The sequence below is a fragment of the Bradyrhizobium sp. USDA3010 genome, assembly GCF_056429065.1.
The window spans coordinates 1-17789 of record NZ_JBWJZD010000035.1 but is presented as its reverse complement, the minus strand read 5'-3'; the positions used below and the strand labels follow the sequence as shown (position 1 = coordinate 17789).

General features: G+C 64.6%; 16 protein-coding genes, 1 tRNA gene and 2 pseudogenes. 4 read left to right on the top strand and 15 right to left on the bottom strand.

Going from position 1 to position 17789, the window contains the following annotated elements:
• Window positions 1-49: 49 nt before the first annotated feature.
• The 9 genes from AC066Y_RS35285 to AC066Y_RS35245 all read right to left on the bottom strand — a co-directional run bounded on the left by AC066Y_RS35285 (window position 50) and on the right by AC066Y_RS35245 (window position 8976).
• Window positions 50-1417 (bottom strand): S41 family peptidase, encoded by a 1368-nt coding sequence (locus AC066Y_RS35285; RefSeq protein ID WP_092121646.1) that lies wholly within the window; start codon window positions 1415-1417, stop codon window positions 50-52.
• A complete protein-coding gene (locus AC066Y_RS35280) occupies window positions 1414-2814 on the bottom strand; it encodes a murein hydrolase activator EnvC family protein (RefSeq protein WP_478277896.1) in 1401 nt (466 codons plus the stop codon). Before AC066Y_RS35280 ends, AC066Y_RS35285 begins: the two co-directional genes overlap by 4 nt.
• A 40-nt stretch (window positions 2815-2854) precedes the next feature.
• Window positions 2855-3337 (bottom strand): 23S rRNA (pseudouridine(1915)-N(3))-methyltransferase RlmH, encoded by a 483-nt coding sequence (gene rlmH, locus AC066Y_RS35275; protein WP_478277895.1) that lies wholly within the window; start codon window positions 3335-3337, stop codon window positions 2855-2857.
• A 128-nt stretch (window positions 3338-3465) separates the two neighbouring features.
• On the bottom strand, window positions 3466-3834 hold the full coding sequence (gene rsfS / locus AC066Y_RS35270; protein ID WP_173640701.1) for a ribosome silencing factor: 369 nt from the start codon (window positions 3832-3834) through the stop codon (window positions 3466-3468).
• A gap of 201 nt (window positions 3835-4035) precedes the next feature.
• On the bottom strand, window positions 4036-4659 hold the full coding sequence (locus tag AC066Y_RS35265) for a nicotinate-nucleotide adenylyltransferase (protein ID WP_176534335.1): 624 nt from the start codon (window positions 4657-4659) through the stop codon (window positions 4036-4038).
• 45 nt (window positions 4660-4704) lie between these two features.
• Window positions 4705-5997 carry a glutamate-5-semialdehyde dehydrogenase gene (locus AC066Y_RS35260; RefSeq protein WP_478277894.1) on the bottom strand — a complete coding sequence of 431 codons (1293 nt, stop codon included), beginning with the start codon at window positions 5995-5997 and terminating at the stop codon, window positions 4705-4707.
• A gap of 124 nt (window positions 5998-6121) precedes the next feature.
• Window positions 6122-7264, bottom strand: a complete 1143-nt coding sequence (proB, locus tag AC066Y_RS35255; protein WP_478277893.1) for a glutamate 5-kinase — start codon at window positions 7262-7264, stop codon at window positions 6122-6124.
• A gap of 82 nt (window positions 7265-7346) precedes the next feature.
• Entirely contained in the window at window positions 7347-8396 is a 1050-nt protein-coding gene (gene obgE, locus AC066Y_RS35250; protein ID WP_478277892.1) for a GTPase ObgE, read from the bottom strand.
• A gap of 100 nt (window positions 8397-8496) precedes the next feature.
• A complete protein-coding gene (locus AC066Y_RS35245) occupies window positions 8497-8976 on the bottom strand; it encodes a MaoC family dehydratase (protein WP_478277891.1) in 480 nt (159 codons plus the stop codon).
• Between the two features lie 167 nt (window positions 8977-9143).
• Between AC066Y_RS35245 and AC066Y_RS35240 the strand changes: the two genes are divergently transcribed.
• Window positions 9144-10058 carry a DMT family transporter gene (locus tag AC066Y_RS35240; RefSeq protein ID WP_478277890.1) on the top strand — a complete coding sequence of 305 codons (915 nt, stop codon included), beginning with the start codon at window positions 9144-9146 and terminating at the stop codon, window positions 10056-10058.
• Between the two features lie 86 nt (window positions 10059-10144).
• Here the strand turns inward: AC066Y_RS35240 and AC066Y_RS35235 are convergent, their stop codons facing one another.
• The 3 genes from AC066Y_RS35235 to rplU form a co-directional block, all read right to left on the bottom strand.
• Window positions 10145-10741 carry a GNAT family N-acetyltransferase gene (locus AC066Y_RS35235; RefSeq protein ID WP_478277889.1) on the bottom strand — a complete coding sequence of 199 codons (597 nt, stop codon included), beginning with the start codon at window positions 10739-10741 and terminating at the stop codon, window positions 10145-10147.
• Between the two features lie 170 nt (window positions 10742-10911).
• Window positions 10912-11181 carry a 50S ribosomal protein L27 gene (gene rpmA / locus AC066Y_RS35230; protein ID WP_024583287.1) on the bottom strand — a complete coding sequence of 90 codons (270 nt, stop codon included), beginning with the start codon at window positions 11179-11181 and terminating at the stop codon, window positions 10912-10914.
• Between the two features lie 102 nt (window positions 11182-11283).
• The gene (gene rplU, locus AC066Y_RS35225) at window positions 11284-11751 is read right to left on the bottom strand and encodes a 50S ribosomal protein L21 (RefSeq protein ID WP_478277888.1); all 468 of its coding nucleotides are present in this window, start codon (window positions 11749-11751) and stop codon (window positions 11284-11286) included.
• A gap of 459 nt (window positions 11752-12210) precedes the next feature.
• Between rplU and AC066Y_RS35220 the strand changes: the two genes are divergently transcribed.
• A complete protein-coding gene (locus tag AC066Y_RS35220) occupies window positions 12211-13368 on the top strand; it encodes an ROK family protein (RefSeq protein WP_478277887.1) in 1158 nt (385 codons plus the stop codon).
• A 200-nt stretch (window positions 13369-13568) separates the two neighbouring features.
• Here the strand turns inward: AC066Y_RS35220 and AC066Y_RS35215 are convergent, their stop codons facing one another.
• The gene (locus AC066Y_RS35215) at window positions 13569-14444 is read right to left on the bottom strand and encodes an alpha/beta fold hydrolase (protein ID WP_478277886.1); all 876 of its coding nucleotides are present in this window, start codon (window positions 14442-14444) and stop codon (window positions 13569-13571) included.
• Window positions 14445-14657: 213 nt separating this feature from the next.
• Here AC066Y_RS35215 and AC066Y_RS35210 point away from each other — a divergent pair.
• A tRNA-Ser gene (locus AC066Y_RS35210) sits at window positions 14658-14747 on the top strand.
• Window positions 14748-15009: 262 nt separating this feature from the next.
• Window positions 15010-15516 (top strand): annotated as a pseudogene (locus AC066Y_RS35205) (GNAT family N-acetyltransferase).
• A 28-nt stretch (window positions 15517-15544) separates the two neighbouring features.
• Here the strand turns inward: AC066Y_RS35205 and AC066Y_RS35200 are convergent.
• Both AC066Y_RS35200 and AC066Y_RS35195 read right to left on the bottom strand, forming a co-directional pair.
• Window positions 15545-16428 (bottom strand): annotated as a pseudogene (locus AC066Y_RS35200) (sigma-70 family RNA polymerase sigma factor).
• Window positions 16425-17063, bottom strand: a complete 639-nt coding sequence (locus AC066Y_RS35195) for a flavodoxin family protein (protein WP_478277930.1) — start codon at window positions 17061-17063, stop codon at window positions 16425-16427. Before AC066Y_RS35195 ends, AC066Y_RS35200 begins: the two are co-directional and overlap by 4 nt.
• Window positions 17064-17789 lie beyond the last annotated feature (726 nt).

Genomic DNA, 17789 nt, shown 5'->3' with positions numbered 1-17789 from the left:
GAAAGGGCGGCCCGAGGGCCGCCCTGTTCGCCTAAACCATTGGATGGGATCAGTTCGCGGCCTTGTTGCCGGGCTTGTCGACCGCGGCCTTGTCGCCGGGCGCTGCCGGTGCCGGCGTCGCGCTCGAGGTCGACTTGATGCCGTGCAGCAGGTCGTCCGCCATCTTCAGCGCCTTGTCGTCCTTGGCGTCCGGAGGGACGTAGGACTGCGAGCCGGTCTTCTCGTCGCCGTCGTTCTTCAGATGGCCGCGCAGCGAGGCCTCGCCCTTGGTGTCGGTGCGCGCCTTCAGCTCCTCCGGCACGTCCTGCAGCACCTCGATGTCGGGCACGATGCCCTTGGCCTGGATCGACTTGCCCGACGGCGTGTAATAGCGCGCGGTGGTGAGGCGCAGCGCGCCGTTGCCCGAGCCGAGCGGGATGATGGTCTGCACCGAACCCTTGCCGAACGAGCGGGTACCGACCAGCGTCGCACGCTTGTGGTCCTGCAGCGCGCCGGCGACGATTTCGGAGGCCGATGCCGAGCCGCCGTTGATCAGCACGATGACCGGCTTGCCCTTGGTCAGGTCGCCCGGGTGCGCGGCGCGGCGCTGGGTTTCCTCGGCATTGCGCCCGCGGGTCGAGACGATCTCGCCGCGCTCCAGGAAGGAGTCGGACACGGTGACGGCTTCTTCGAGCAGGCCGCCGGGGTTGTTTCTGAGATCGATGATGTAGCCCTTCAGCTTGTCGCCGATCTGGCTCTGCAGGTTGGAGACTTCCTTCTTCAGGCCTTCGGTGGTCTGCTCGTTGAAGGTGGTGATGCGGATATAGGCGATGTCGTCGGCCTCGACGCGCGCACGTACCGAGCGGACGCGGATGTTGTCGCGCACCAGCGTGACGTCGATCGGATTGTCCTGGCCCTTGCGGATGATCTTGAGCTTGATCTTGGTGTTGACCGGACCGCGCATCTTCTCGACGGCCTGGTTCAGCGTCAGGCCCTGCACGGCTTCGTCGTCGAGATTGGTGATGATGTCGTTGGCCATGATGCCGGCCTTCGAGGCCGGGGTGTCGTCGATCGGCGAAACGACCTTGATCAGGCCGTCTTCCATCGTGACCTCGATGCCGAGGCCGCCGAACTCGCCGCGGGTCTGCACCTGCATGTCGCGGAAGCTCTTGGCATCCATGTAGCTCGAGTGCGGATCGAGGCCGGACAGCATGCCCGAGATCGCGGACTCGACGAGCTTGCTGTCATCCGGCTTCTCGACATAGTCGCTGCGCACCCGTTCGAACACGTCGCCGAACAGATTGAGCTGGCGGTAGGTGTCCGACGTCGCGGCGCGCGCGCTCGATCCCATCAGCACAGCGCGGGGCTGCGTGACGAAAAGCGTCAGGGCCGCGCCGGTGGCGGCGCTAAGGAGAATTACCGAAGTCTTGCGCATCATCCGCGAACCTTTTCGCCTTCATTTGCGGCCCACCATGGACCTGGATCGATTGGAGTGCCGTCTTTCCGGAACTCGACATAGAGCACTGGCTGGCTCGCATTGGTCGCGAGAATGGATGCAACCTGGGACGTCGACCCCATGGTCGCAACCGGCTCCCCCGTTAGCACAAACTGGCCGATGTTTACCGAAATACGCTCCATCCCGGCGATCAGGACATGATACCCGCCCCCGGCATTGAGGATCAAGAGTTGTCCGTAGCTGCGGAAAGGACCGGCGTAAACAACCCAGCCGTCACACGGGGTTGTGACCTGTGCGCCCGGTTTGGCGGCCAAAGAAATGCCCTTTTGTACGCCCCCTGCGCCGTCGGAACCGCCAAATTCGCGAATCTTGGTGCCATTCACGGGATAGGAGAACAGGCCTTTGGCCGAGGCGAAGGCGACCGCCGGGCTCATGCGGGCGGGGTCCTTGAGCGCCCCCAGATTGGGCTTGCCGTTAACGGTCGCCGGGGCCCCCTGGAGGCTGGCCGTGGCGGCGGCCTTGGCCGCGCTCTTGAGATCCTGCTCCATCTTGGCGATCAGGCTCTGCAGATCGGCGGCCTGCTTCGACAGCGCGATGGCGCGGGCGCCTTCGGCTTCCATGTCCTTTTCGGCTGCGCTTTGCTGGCGCTGCCGTTCGTCGACCAGCGCCGCGAGGCGGGTCTGGTCTTCCCTCAGTTTGTCGCGGTCGGCCGCCAGCGCATCGCGCTCGGTCGAGATGGTCTTGCGCAGCGCGACCAACTCGCCGAGATCGGACGCAAGCTTCTCGGCGTGCACGCGCAATTCCGGCACCACCGCGCCGAGCAGCATCGCAGTGCGCAGCGATTGCAGCGCGTCCTCGGGCCGCACCAGCAGCGCCGGCGGCGTGCGCCGTCCGGCGCGCTGCAACGCGGCCAGCACCTCGATCACTTCGGAGCGGCGTGAATCGAGCGAGCCGCGGATGTCGCGCTCGCGGCCGTCGAGCGGCTGCAGGCGTGCCTCGGCGTCGGCGATCCGCGTCTCGACGCCGCGCACCTGGCCGGCAATGTCGATCAGCTGCTGGTTGAGCTTGCTGCGATCCTGGCCGATCGCCGCGATGTCGGCCTTCAACTTCTCCTGCAACTCGGTGGCCTTGCGCTGCTGTTCGCGCGCGGCCTCGAGCTCTTGCTCGCGCTGCTTGATGGCGTCGGGCGACGTCTCCGCTGTTGCGGCCTGCTGTGCCGGCGGGGTGGACTGTTGCGCGGGTGGTGTCGCCTGCGCGTGCGCCGCAGTCAGCGGATACGCGGCGAGCATAGCGATCGACAGAGGCAGGGATGCAGGCAACCAGCGGCGGCGCGCGCTGCCGAGATGCGAATCCGAAGCTGTGTCCCGCTTGTGCTGCATTCGCGTGCGTTCAGCGCTTTCGACTGTCCGTCACCGCGCCTCAGACGCGATGGTAGGGGTGGCCGGCCAAAATGGTCGCGGCCCGATAAATCTGTTCCAGAAGCATGACGCGGACCATTTGGTGCGGCCAGGTCGCGGAGCCGAATGCAATACGCAACGAAGCCTTGCGCTGCAATTCAGGCGAAAGTCCGTCCGCGCCGCCGATCACGAAGACAGTATGTGCTGCCCCCTCGTCGCGCCAGCGGCCGAGCTGCTGCGCAAAGCTTGCGCTGTCGATGCTCTTGCCGCGTTCGTCGAGCGCGACCAGCATGTGCTTTTCCGGCAGCAGCGCCGCGATCGCCGCGGCCTCCTCGGCGATGCGCGCGGCCGTATCGCGCGCGCGGCTCTCCGCAATCTCATGGATGTCGAGGCCGCGAAAGCCGAGCTTGCGGCCGATATCCTCGAAGCGCTCGCGGTAACGCTCGGCGAGCTCCCGTTCAGGGCCCTGTTTCAGGCGGCCGATGCAGATCACGACAAGGCGCATAAGAGCGTTTTCCGGCAAAGTGGAAGCCGGTTTGCCGCAGAAAACACGTCAAATTCACGGCTCGCGCGCTGGAAGCGCGCGTGCAAGCTATATGCGCTGCAGCCGATTCGCATCGGCTTCGATACGCCTTAGACCGCCGCGACCGCCGGGTTCTGAGTCCACAACCGCTCGAGGTTGTAGAACTCGCGCACCTCAGGCCGGAACACGTGCACGATCACCTCGCCGGAATCGATCAGCACCCAGTCGCAATTGGGCAGGCCCTCGACATGGATGTTCTTGACCCCGTTTTCCTTGAGGCTCTTCGTCACATTTTCCGCGATCGCGCCAACGTGCCGGTTAACCCGGCCGGTGGTGACGATCATGTAGTCGGAATATGCGGATTTGCCGCGAAGGTCGATGGTGACCGTCTCTTCCGCTTTCATGTCGTCGAGGCGGGAGAGGATCAGGCTCAGCGTCTTGTTGGCATCCGGCTTGTCGGCATCCGGTTGCGCCTGCAAGGCCGCGGTTTTCGTCGATGTTTTACGCGCAGTCTTGGGACCTGAAGTCTTGGGAACCTTGGGTAAAACAGACTTTGACAATACAGATGTGGCCAGGGACCATTCCTTTCACTGTATCGCGGGTGCCGAATCCTCGGCCCCACGCGCCATATTACGCATGTGGGGTTAATGGTTTCAATATTCCAGTAACCCTTTTGCGCCTCACGCCGTTCTCCAGCTCCCGTCCGGGTTCCGTAGTCCGGTCGAAGACAGATTGGATTTCATTCCTGTCAGGAAGACCCAGGCCGGCGCCTGCTGATCGGCCAGCCGTGTCGCCTGATTTTCGGGCAAGCGATAGCGCATGAGCGCCTGCGCCGCCGGTGCGGCAAGGGCGCGGAAACTCTGGGGCGGACGGTCGATCACGGCAATCGGCACATCGGACGCGATGCGCCGCCAATCTTTCCAGCGATGAAATTGCGCGAGATTGTCAGCGCCCATGATCCAGACGAAGTGCACGCCGGAGACACGGCGGCGCAAGTGGATGATCGTGTCGACAGTGTAGCGGACACCGATGACAGCTTCGAGACAGCTGATGTCGATGCGCGGATCGTCGGCAACGCGACGCGCAGCCGCAGCGCGCTCGTTGAGCGCATGCAGGCCGTCATGGTTCTTCAGCGGATTGCCCGGCGTCAGCAGCCACCATACGCGGTCGAGCTGCAAACGCTTGAGAGCGAACTGGCTGATGGCGCGATGCGCGGCGTGCGGCGGATTGAACGAGCCGCCGAGCAGCCCGATGCGCATGCCGTTGGTATAGAACGGAAGCGCCTGGGCTGGGGATAACGGCACGGTGGAAGCTTGTTGCAAGGGTCTACCGTGCGCGTGCGACAATGATCACGGCCGGGTCTGCCCGGTGCCGTGGACGCGGTACTTGAAGCTCGTCAGCTGCTCGGCGCCGACCGGCCCGCGGGCGTGGAATTTGCCGGTGGCAATTCCGATCTCGGCGCCGAAGCCGAACTCGCCGCCGTCGGCGAACTGGGTCGAGGCGTTATGCAGCACGATCGCCGAATCGACCTCGTTGAGAAATCTCTGCGCGGCAGCGGCATCCTCAGTCACGATCGCATCGGTGTGATGCGAGCCGTGATTTTGAATATGCGCAATCGCTTCATCGAGACTGCCGACGATCTTCGCCGAGATGATCGCGTCCTCATATTCGGTGTTCCAGTCCTCGTCGGATGCGGGCTTCACCCTGGCGTCGGCGCCTTGCACGATGTCGTCGCCGCGCACCTCGCAACCGGCATCGATCAACAACTCGACCAGCGGTTTCAGCTTCGTCGCGGCAGCGTTGCGATCGATCAGCAAGGTCTCGACGGCGCCGCAAACACCGGGACGGCGCATCTTGGCATTCAGCACGACCTCCTTGGCCATATCGAGTCTGGCGCTGGCATCCACATAGATGTGGTTGACGCCCTCTAGATGCGCGAACACCGGAACGCGTGCCTCCGCCTCGACGCGTGCGACCAGGCTCTTGCCGCCGCGCGGCACGATCACGTCGATGCCGCCGTTCAATCCCGTCAGCATCAGGCCGACTGCCGTGCGGTCACGGGTCGGCACCAAGGTGATCGCGGCCTCAGGCAGACCGGCTTCACGCAGGCCCTGCACCAGACAATCATGGATCGCGCGGCAGGATCGGAAGCTGTCGGAGCCACCGCGCAGCATCACGGCGTTGCCGGATTTCAGGCACAGCACGCCAGCGTCGGCGGCGACGTTGGGGCGGCTCTCGAAGATCACGCCGATCACGCCGAGCGGCACGCGGACGCGCTCGATGGTCATACCGTTGGGTCGCTGCCAGCTCTCGGTGACGGCGCCGACCGGATCAACAATCTCGCGCACGGTGGCAACGCCATCGGCCATGCCGGCGACGCGCGCCGGCGTCAGTGTCAGGCGGTCGACGAAGGCAGCGGTCATGCCGGCAGCGCGCGCCTCGGCGACATCCTCGGCATTGGCGGCGAGAATGGCCGGCGCGTTGGCGCGGATCGCGGCTTCGATCGCGGCGAGCGCCCGGTTCTTCTGCTCCGGCGGCGCCAGCGCCAGCACGCGCGCGGCAGCGCGCGCCTTGGCGGCGAGGTCGGTCATCAGGACGGCGAGATCGGCGTTGCCGTCGATCGCCTTCAGGGGCGCGCTCATGGAAGTCCCAGCTTTGGATTAAGGCCATGTTCTAGCATGGCAATTGAGGGGTGGCGAGGCACGGAACCGGTATGGCAGGTGGGCGGCCGCGCCCCGGGCCGTCGGCCCAGCCGGCTATTTGGGCCTATTTGGCCGGGATCGCGCCGGCCGGGCCGATCACAAGGTCGTCGCGGTGGATCATCTCCGAGCGGCCGCTGATGCCGAGAATCGCCATCACGTCCGGCGAGGAGCGGCCCTTGATCTTCTCGGCATTCTCGGCGTCGTAGGCGACCAGGCCGCGGCCGATCTCATGGGTGTCAGGGCCGCGCACCACCACGGCGTCGCCGCGGGCGAACTGGCCGTCGACCCGGACGACGCCGGCCGGCAGCAGGCTCTTGCCGGCACGCAGCGCCGCCACCGCACCGGCATCGATCGTCAGCGTGCCCTTCGGCTCGAGCGAGCCCGCGATCCAGCGCTTTCGCGCGGTGACGGGATTGGCCGGGGTCAGGAACCAGGTGCAGCGGCCGCCGTCGGCGATCGCCTGCAAGGGATGCTCGATCTTGCCGGAGGCGATCAGCATGTGGGTGCCGGCGGTGGTCGCGATCTTCGCGGCCTCGATCTTGGTGGTCATGCCGCCGCGCGACAGTTCGGAGCCGGCCGAGCCGGCCATCCCCTCGATCTCCGAGGTGATGCTTTCGACCACCGGGATCAGCTTCGCATCGGGATCGATCGCGGGCGGCGCGGTGTAGAGGCCGTCGATATCGGACAACAGGATCAACAGATCCGCGCTCGCCATGGTGGCGACGCGGGCGGCGAGGCGATCATTGTCGCCGTAGCGGATCTCGGTGGTGGCGACCGTGTCGTTCTCGTTGATGACAGGCACCGCGCCCCATTCCAGCAGCTTGGCGATGGTCGAGCGCGCGTTGAGATAGCGGCGGCGCTCCTCGGTATCCTGCAACGTCACGAGGATCTGCCCGGCGCCGATGCCGTGATGGCCGAGCACCTCCGACCAGATCCGCGCCAGCGCGATCTGGCCGACCGCTGCGGCAGCCTGGCTCTCCTCGAGCTTCAGCGGGCCGCGCGGCAGCTTCAGGCGGCTGCGGCCGAGCGCGATCGAGCCCGACGACACCACCATGACCTCGCAGCCTCGCTTGTGGAGTTTTGCGATGTCGTCGACCAGCGCGGCGAGCCAGGACGCGCGCACCTCGCCGGCCTGCGAGTCGACCAATAGCGACGAGCCAACCTTGACGACGATGCGGCGAAAGTTCTTGAGCGCGGGGCGTTTCATGGGTTTGGTCTGGCAGGAAGGTGGAAGCAAGAGACGCCACGATGTGGCTTGGAAAGTCCAAGTGTTGCTCGGCTTGTGCCGTTCAACCCTGCGGCAGCGGCGTCGCCCACGGTTCCGACTGAGCCTTGGCCTTGTTCGACACCGGCGCCTCGCCGATCACCTCGACCAGCGCGCGCAGCGCGTCCTGCACGCCTGCGCCGGTCACGCCCGAGATCAGCAGCGGCGTCTTCCTCGCCGCCCGCTTGAGGCGATCCTTCTGCTTCTTCAACTCGTCTGGTGTGACCGCGTCGATCTTGTTCAACCCGACGATCTCGATCTTGTCGGCGAGCTGGCCCTCATAGGCCTCGAGCTCGGTGCGCACCGTCTTGTAGGCCTTGCCGGCATGCTCGCAGGTCGCATCGACCAGATGCAGCAGCACGCGGCAGCGCTCGACATGGCCGAGGAAGCGGTCGCCGAGACCTGCACCCTCATGGGCGCCTTCGATCAGGCCGGGAATGTCGGCGAGCACGAATTCGCGGCCGCCGTAATTCACGACGCCGAGCTGCGGATGCAAGGTGGTGAAGGGATAGTCGGCGATCTTCGGTCGCGCCGCGCTGACCACGGACAGAAAGGTCGATTTGCCGGCGTTGGGCAGGCCGACCAGGCCGGCATCGGCGATCAGCTTCAGCCGCAGCCAGATCCAGCGCTCCTCGCCCGGCGCGCCGGGATTGGCGTTGCGCGGCGTGCGGTTGGTGGAAGACTTGAAATGCGCATTGCCGAAGCCGCCATTGCCGCCTTCGGCCAGCACGAATTTCTCGCCGAGCTCGGTGAAATCGTGCAGCAGCGTCTCGCGGTCCTCGTCGAACACCTGGGTGCCGACGGGCACTTTCAGCACGATCGACTTGCCGTTGGCGCCATGGCGATCCTTGCCCATGCCGTTGGTGCCTTTTGGCGCCTTGAAGTGCTGCTGGTAGCGGTAGTCGATCAGCGTGTTCAATCTGTCGACGGCCTCGATGATGACGTCGCCGCCGCGGCCGCCATTGCCGCCGGAGGGACCGCCGAACTCGATGAACTTCTCGCGCCGGAACGCGACGCAGCCGTTGCCGCCGTCGCCGGAGCGAATATAGACCTTGGCTTCATCGAGGAATTTCATGATCCGTACTAGTTAGGGCAGGGGGGCCGCGGCGGCAACCCGCAAAGGCCCTGACTTCGGCGAAAAGCCTTAATTTTCGGGCCTTTTTACGACCCTCCCGCTAGCTGGGCCGGCGCCGCACCAGGAATTTCTGCATCCCCTCCAGCACCAGATCGCGGCGCTGGTTGTGCACGGTCGAGCGCAGCGTCACGACGCCCGTGGTCCGGCCCGGCGCGAGCTCGATCACCTCCAGCGCGGGGTAGATGGTATCGCCGGCATAGACCGGTTTCAGGAACTTGCTCGATTGTTCCAGGAAGCCGACCAGCGATTCCTCCACGACATAGGGAAACAGCCCGGCGCCGGGTGCGGTGTGCACCAGGGTCTGGAAGCCATGCGCAAGCAGGTCCGGCATACCCCGCGTGCGGCAATATTCGACGTCGTAGTGGATCGGATGGGTGTCGCCGCTGGCGGTCTGGAACGCCGCGAACACGGCCGAGGTCTGGGTCCGGCTCGGAATCACGAAGCGCTCGCCGAGCACGAAATCCTCGAACCACCGCTGCGCGGGGACCATGCGATGCTGGGTGGGGTCGAATTCGCTCATGCGGCGTTTCCTGCTCTGCTTCTTGAATGGCTGTCCTACCGGTAGCGCAGGCGCCGCACTGCGACAATTGGTTCGATCTGCAGCTGCCGGGGTTGTCCTGCGCAACGACGTCGGTAAAACCGGCGACAGGACCGGCCCGACTCAGAGGCGGCGACAACAAGAGAACAATGAGCCTGTTCGCAAAACTGTCCTCCTACGACGATCGATCGGCGCGGCTCGCCGGCATCGGACTGATGCTGCTGTCGATCTTCATGTTCTCGTTCGGCGATGCGATGGGCAAATTCATCGTCGCCACCTATTCGGTCGGGCAATTGCTGTGGCTGCGCGCCTGCGCGGCGCTGCTCGTGCTGCTACCGATCGTGTGGCAGCGGCGTGCGGATTTCCTGCATCTGGAGCGGCCGTGGCTGCAATTGCTGCGCGTCACGCTGTCGACGCTGGAGGTCGCGGCGTTCTTCCTGGCGACCGTCTATCTGCCGCTCGCCGACGTCATCACCTACTATTTGGCCGGACCGATCTTCGTCACCGCGATGTCGGGCCTCGTGCTCGGCGAGCATATCGGCTGGCGGCGCTGGACCGCGATCCTGATCGGCTTTTGCGGGGTGTTGATCGCGCTGCGGCCATCGGCGCAGACCATCAGCTGGCCGGCGATGATCGCGCTCGGCGGCAGCCTGTCGTTTGCGGTGTTGATGCTGATCACGCGCTCGCTGCGTGCGACGCCCGATATCGTGCTGGCGACGTCGCAATTCGGCGGCACGTTCATCCTGGGCCTCGTGCTCTCGCCGATCGGCTGGGTGACGCCGACCCCCGGCAGCCTCGTGCTGTTCTTCACCGCCGGCATCATCTCGGTCGCGGCGCTGCTGTGCGTGAACCGGTCGCTGAAACTCGCGCCGGCGAGCGTGGTGGTGCCGTACCAGTATTCGATGATCGTCTGGGCGGTGATCTTCGGCTTCGTTGTGTTCGGCGACGTGCCGTCCTGGGCCACGATCATCGGCGCCGCGATCATCATCGCGGCCGGCCTCTACATCTTCGTGCGCGAGCAGCAGCTCGGACGCACGGATTCCGCGATCAATCCGCCGGCGTGACTGTGCAGGGTGGGCAAAGGCGCACCCGCATAACAGCTGTCGTCCCTGCGTTCGCAGGGACGACGACCGTTGTTGTGGATCGAGCCTTAGCTCTCCCGCCGGGTCGAGTTGTTCCAGCTCTTCAGCGAAGCCCAGACGCCGCGCGACAGCCGGAAGGCGTCGACCGGGCTCGATGAGCCCAGCGCCTCGAAGCGGTGCAGCTCGACGCCGCTCCACTGGAAGCCGCACTTCTCGAGGATGTTGCGCGACGACGGGTTGACGACGCGGGCGCCGGCGATCAGCTGGTCGAGATCGAATTCCTCGAAGAAGTAGTCGATCACCGCGCGCGCGGCCTCGGTGCCGAAACCCTGGCCCCAATGGTCGACGCCGAGCCAGTAGCCGAGTTCGGACGCGGTCTCCTCGCGCCAGTCGATGCCGACCATGCCGATCGGCGTGTGATTGTTCTCGATCAGGAAGACGGTTTCGCGTCCGCCGGCGCCGAGCGCGCGCACGAAGTCGATGGCGTCGTCCTGGGTATAGGGATGCGGCAGGCGGCGGGTGTTCTCCGCGATGCGGCGGTCATTGGCGAGGCGTGCGATGGCTTTTACGTCCGCGAGCGTCGGCTTGCGCAATGTCAGCCGTTCGGTCTCGAGGACGCAAGCTCTTGCCTCGCGCAAGGTCGGCGTCGGGATGTCCTGCAACATGTCGAGCTCCTGTGATGCGACAATCGGTACGCAACGCTTGGAACGTTGCGCGCGGTCGAAGTCGAACGCGCGCAACAAAAAGGGGAGGCCGGTCATCCCGCCTCCCCTTGGAGCCCTTGTGCTGCTCCGCCGGTTCAACAGGACCCGGCGGACTCATGTATGTCCACCGTCTACTCGGCCGCCTCTGCCATCGGAATAACCGAGATGAATGTGCGGCCATTGGCTTTGGCACGGAACTCGACATGACCCTCGACCTTGGCGAAGAGAGTATGATCGGTGCCCATGCCGACATTAAGGCCAGGATGCCAGGTGGTGCCGCGCTGACGCGCGATGATGTTTCCGGGGATCACGCGCTCGCCACCGAACGCCTTGATGCCAAGGCGCTTGCCCTTGGAATCACGTCCGTTGCGCGATGAACCGCCTGCTTTTTTATGAGCCATAGCTCGTCTCCGACTTCGCTTTGATCTCTAGATCAATTCCTTGACGGAATCATTTCACGTTTTGTCACGCATCAAATCTGAAAGCGCGACGATCACTTCTTCTTAAGCCTTGGCCGCGGCCTTCTTGGCCGGAGCCTTTTTCGCGGCCGGCGCCTTTGCGGGCGCCTTCTTCTTGCCCGCCTTGGGTGCTGCGTCCTCGCCATCGGCGGGCGCTGCGACCTTTTCCTTCTTCGGCCGCGGGCCGACGGTCGGCTTGGCGTTGTCGGCGAGGATCTCGGTGATGCGAAGCACCGTGAGCTCGTCGCGATAGCCGCGCTTGCGGCGTGAATTCTTGCGGCGACGCTTCTTGAACGCGATCACCTTGGCGCCGCGCTTGTGCTGCAGCACTTCGGCCGCAACGGTGGCGCCTGCCACGTTGGGCGTTCCCAGCACCGGCGTGTCACCGCCGAGCACCAGAACTTCGCCTAGCTGCACGATCGTGCCGACATCGCCGGCGATCTTGCCAATCTCGAGTACATCATTCGGAACGACACGGTACTGCCGGCCGCCGGTTTTGATGACTGCGAACATCGTTTGATTCCTTCGTGTTCGGTTCCGGCCTCGGACGGTTAGCCCGGGTCGGCTTTTTGTTCAGTCGCTATGGGTTATGTGTTTCGCGCGAAGGGAATGAATTCCCAAACTGGATCGCACAAAAACAATCGGCGCGAGAAAACTCCGCGCCGGATGGGCGGACTTATAGCTGCTGGCGCCGCGGAGTCAAGGTAAAGCAGGGCAAAAACCGGCCAAAAATGAAGGGTTTGGCGTGATTTTGGCCTGGATTGGCGGCTCAAGCCTGCGCCCGGGCGCCGTCGGACGGCTTGGGGTGGCCGGGCCAGCACCCGCAGAACGCCCGCCGCATCCGCTCACGGTCGGCAAGGCCAGGTTCGCCGGTAATTTCGTTCATTGAATGGCGGCTTAAGCACGCTGCACGGGAAGCAACCATATGAGTTTCCAGCCGTTGGTGGTGGGAACGTCAAGCGGGCAGGACGAATGGCCGAAGACACTGGACTAACCACGGGAATCGCGCACCACGGCGCTGCGCGGCTGCCATCCGTCGACATCGACAGCTTCAACATCGAGCTGAAGGACGACGAGGGTTTTCTCGGCGATCGCGCCTCCAAGGGCGCCTTCCGCAAGATCCTCGACCGCTGGCGCAAGCCGCTGCGCAAATCGGAGGAGGATCCGTTCGGCGACGAGCCCTCGGACCAGATCAGCAAGAAGAAGCTCGACGAGTTGCTGGTCGGCGAGGACACCGAGGCCTCCGCGGTCGTGCACAGCGCGATCGAGGAGTTTGCGCAGGAGCTCGCCTATGTGACGCGGCGCTTCCTCGGCACCAAGGCCTGGGCCAAGACCGAGCGCATCGTGGTCGGCGGCGGCTTTCGCGACTCCAGGCTCGGCGAGCTCGCCATCGCGCGCGCCGACATCATCCTGAAGTCGGAGGATTTCAAGGTCGACATGCTGCCGATCCGCTTTCATCCCGATGATGCCGGGCTGATCGGCACGCTGCATCTGGCGCCGTCGTGGATTTTCGAGGCCCACGACGGCGTGCTCGCCGTCGATATCGGCGGCACCAATATCCGCTGCGGCGTCGTCGAGACGCGCTGGAAGAAGGCGCCCGATCTTTCCAAGGCCACGGTCTGGAAATCGGAGCTGTGGCGCCACGCCGATGACGAGCCGACGCGTGAAGGCGCGGTGAAGCGGCTGGTGAAGATGCTGAAAGATCTGATTGCCGCCGCCGAGAAGGAGAACCTCAAGCTCGCGCCGTTCATCGGCATCGCCTGTCCCGGCGTCATCAACGAGGACGGCTCGATCGAGAAGGGCGCGCAGAATCTGCCGGGCAATTGGGAGAGCAGCAAATTCAACCTGCCGGCGAGCCTGGTCGAGGCGATCCCGCAGATCGGCAATCATGACACTGCGATCGTGATGCATAATGACGGCGTGGCGCAGGGACTGGCCGAAGTTCCGTTCATGCAGGATGTCGCGCGCTGGGGCGTGCTGACGATCGGAACCGGGCTCGGCAATGCCCGCTACACCAATCGCAAGAAAGACAACGGCAAGGGCGACAAGAAGGCCGAGAAAAAGGACAAGGACGCCGAGGACGAAAACGGCGAGAAAAAGGCCAAGAAAGCCAGGAAGGCCGACGCCTGAGCCGCTCTTGGGCTGGCCGATCGCCCGGTAAGGTTGATCGGTTAGGTTAAGATCGGGTTCGCGTTGCTGATCCAGCGCCGGCCGCTACCGTGGACCGTGTCGCTCCCGCCGACCGGCGAAGCCGCACTTCCCGGCCAGCAATATTGAGAAGCGGCACGGGACCGCCAGTTTTTGTCGCGTCCTGGCGGTCCCACCACTTTCTACTTCCAATTGATCCGCGCGAAGAAGCCGGCGATCTCGGCGGCGGCGCGGTCGGGATCCTCGCGATGCGGGAAGTGCCCGACATCGGGAAACATCTTCAGGTCCAGATTGGAGAAGGTCTCGCCCAGCCGGTCGGTCCAGGCATAGGGAAACAACGGGTCGTGCTCGGCCCAGCGGACGCAGGTCGGCACCGCGATCGGCGGCAGCGCGGGCGCTTCGCCCTGCATCATCTTCACGCGCCCTGCATGCGACGCGCGATAATGCGCGAAGCCGCCGGCGAGATTGCCGGGCTTGTAGAAGTTGTCGGCGAAATCCTCGATCACGTCGTCGAATGCGGCCTTGCGATGCGTCCAGTTGTGCAGGAAATGGCCGATGTAAGTGCGGCAGGTCTCGCGGCTGGCGCCGACCAGCGCGGGCGCCATCTCCATCTGGTGGAACGACTGGTACCAGATGCGGTTCAGCCGGTCCGGCGCGGCCATCCGCGCCCCGATACCGGGATAGACGAAATCGAAGAAGAACAGCCCGGCGATGCGCTCGGGCGCCTTGCGCGCGAGCGGCTGCATCACGGCGCCGCCGACGTCGTGACCGACCACGCCGGCCTTGTCGATCCCGAGCGCGTCCAGCAGCGCCAGCATGTCGTCGGTATGCTGATCGGGGCCAAATGCGCCTTGGAGTGTTCCTTGCGGCTTGTCGCTGTCGCCGAAGCCGCGCAGGTCGGGCGCGATCAGGGTGTAGCGGTCGGCGAGGCGCGCCATCACCGGCTTCCAGGTCAGCCAGAATTCCGGCCAGCCGTGCAACAGCAGCAGCGGCCTGCCGCTCCCGGTCCGCGCGACGTGGAACGCCGCGCCATTGGCTCGAATCGTCACATGCTCCATGGGCCGCTCCTGCTGCTTTTGCTTCGCCCACGCGCCGATCGAACCCGACCGGTCCCGCTAGCGCTTTGTTTCCGCGCAGTTTCTTGCGTCATCCCGGTGCTTCGATGGCGCGAGGCGCCGGTGACGGAAATATTATTGCAGCGCCTTGTCTGGCCCGCCATCCTCGCCTAGAACACGCCCCGACCGCGGGTGGCGCAAATCACCCGGGCCATCGGAGAGGTGGCAGAGTGGTTGAATGCACCGCACTCGAAATGCGGCATAGGTGCAAGCCTATCGGGGGTTCGAATCCCTCCCTCTCCGCCACCCTTCGCCCTGCCGACTCGTGAGTTGGAGCGCCATTTCAAGTCCGGCTCCCGAAAGGCGTTTGCAAACAAGCGCTTTCTTGGAAAGAAAGATTAGCGGGCGCCGCGGCGCAGCAGCCAGTTTCTTGATTCACGTATCAAACAGCAACGAGGCACACGTTCGCATCCGGCTACGCCAGACCGGGAGAAGCTGGTTGGCCGCAGAGCCGGTCCGCGCCGCCTGAAGAGGCCGCGACGACGCGCCGCCTCCGAGAGACCAGCCATTGACCCCTGACATTCCAACGATCTCGACCGCTCGCCTGACACTCCGTCCGCAACTGTTCGACGACTTTCCCGCCTATCTGGCGTTCCTGGCTTAGCCCCGGTCCACCGGCATGGGCGGTCCGTTCGATACCCGCGCGGCGTGGGGGATGTTTTGTCACGACCTGGCGTGCTGGCGTTTGTTCGGCCATGGCGCGCTGATGATCGAGCTCGCAGCTTCAAAGCAGTGCGTCGGCCAGGTCGGCATCAATCACGGGCCGCTGTTTCCGGAAAAGGAGCTCGGCTGGCTGCTCTATGACGGTTATGAGGGATGCGGCTACGCCACGGAAGCGGCGCTGGCATTGCGCGACTGGGCTTTTGCGACGCTGAAGCTGTCTTCGCTGGTCAGCTACATGTCGCCTGACAATGCGATGTCCGCCGCGGTGGCGAAGCGATTGGGCGGCGAGCTCGATCCGTCAGCGCCGCGGGACGAGCCGCGCGATCTCGTCTATCGCTATCGGGCGCGCTGAGCGGAGACGCGTGGAGCATGAAGCATCATCAATTCCGCAATCCCGCCACATCGGGCACGTTGCGCAGCTTGTCGGGATTGCGGGTCACATAGATTGCAACGACTCGCTCATTTTCGACATGCAAGGCCGTCGTTTGAACAATACCGTTCTCGATCGTGATGAAGCCCGGCAGTCCGTTGATGATGGCGTAGCGGATCAATCGTGAGGGATGCACGGCGAACAGGCGGGCGAGCCCCGCGAAACGCTCCATCGCGGCATCATGCCCGATCAGAGGCTCTGTCGGTGCCGGGACCCGGCCGCCGCCATCCGCATAGACCACGACATCTTTGGCGAGCATGGCGCGCAGCGCGGCAAGGTCGCCGGTCCGCGTCGCCGCGAAGAAAGCATTTGCGAGCCGCAGGCCTTCTTCATTCCCGACGACGAATCGCGGCTTGGCATCGTGGATATGCGCGCGGGCGCGGCTGGCAAGCTTGCGGCAGGTCGCAGCCTCGCGCCCGATCGTCTCGGATACGGCATCGAACCCCAATCCGAACACGTCATGCAGCAGAAAAGCCGCCCGTTCCAGGGGCGACAGGCGTTCCAGCGCAATCATCAGCGGCAGGGTCAGATCGTCGGCCGCTTCCTCGTCTTCGGGGTCGAAGAAGGGCTCGGGGAGCCACGTCCGACATAGGCCACTCGCCGGCGTCGTGCGGATTTCAATTCGTTCAGGGATAATCGGGTGACGATGGTGTGCAACAGGGCCTTGGGATCGCGCACCTGATCGCGATCGGCGGCGAGCCAACGCAGCCAGGCGTCGTGAACGACGTCCTCCGCGTCGGCGACCGAGCCCAGCATCCGATACGCCAGCCGGATCAGGCGCGGCCGCAGATCGGCGAAGATGTCGGCCGCCGATGCTTCGGCTGCATCCTTCATGCCGTCGCCCGAACGGTCGCTGCGGCCGCGTCGCGGCCGCGTGCAAACTGAAGTGCTGCTTTCGCCACGCGCTGTCCCAGGTGACGGGCGGTTGCGAGATCGGATTCCGGCGGCGCGGTGTCCGCACCCTCATCGGTGTTCGACTGCGCGCCGGCTCCCAGCCAGAACCCCAGCCTGTTCGGATCGGCTTCCGATCCCGACGCGGAGTTGTTCCCCGGCGGCAGGTCGAGATTGACCCAATGCATCCCATGCTGGGCAGCGAACAATGCAAGCTGGATCAATGTGGAGAGCTTGTCGCCGGCGTGGGCCCCCGAATTGGTGAAGCCGGCCGCGAGCTTGTCCTTCCACCGATACCCTTTGGACATCACTGCACTTGAGGTCGATTCCTGAAAGGCTTTGAAGGCCGCGGAGGCGGCGCCCATATAGGTGGGCGTGCCGAAGATAAAAGCTTCCGCACTCATCAGTCTATCCCAGTACTGTTCCGCGCTCTCGACCGGCACCAGCAGCGCCTCCGCGCCATCGACATCCCGAACGCCGGACCTGACGGCCTCCGCCTGACGCCGGGTGTGGCCGTAGGCGCTATGATAGACGATCGCGATCAGGCTGCGATCGCCTCCGGTTCCGATATGATGCATGGTGTCCTCTGCTGCTGCCATTGCAGAAGCTAGGACAAGGTAGCGCGTCGAAACGTGACATGCCCCCCGAACCTTGGTCCGGAGGATGTTGCTCCAATTGACCGCCACCCAGGCTGGAGCGGTGGCTGCGGGCTGCTTTGCATGGGGTTGTTTTCGATATTTTGCTGGGAGCCGCGGCCGCCGGGGGGCGATCAGCCCTCGCCGGGGGCCCCGCCCCCGCGTCGGTAACCTTAATTTTTAGTTTCGATTGTCGATAAAGTTTTATCGATTATCCTCCTGACAGTTGAGCGGCGTGACGAACCGCACGATGAGAGGCGACAGCCGGGTGGCTGAACAATCTCTCTGAAATCGAAGGGTGGGCAGAGCGCAGTGCCAGCCACCTTTCGGGCTGTCCGGCGGGGCCGGCGGGGCAAATCAATTTGTGAAGTGCATCGATTGCCAGGCTGCGGTGCGTGTCGCGCCGCAGGATGCTTCTCAATTGGGATTTCCAAGATGACGTTCGCGCACTTTCTGATCGCGGCCGGTGGCGGCTTTTTGCTGCTGGCAGGCTTCGTCGCATTTGCCCTCTGGAGAAACGCGCTCCATTCGACGGCACGGATTTAGCCCGTCTTATTCGTCAGAGGCGCCTGAGAGGCTGGCGAGCGTGGTGTAAAGCGCTGATGCGGCGTAGGATTCGGTTGCAAAGCCAACCCCATCACCTTCAGCCGCGAACACCACGCCCGCCAT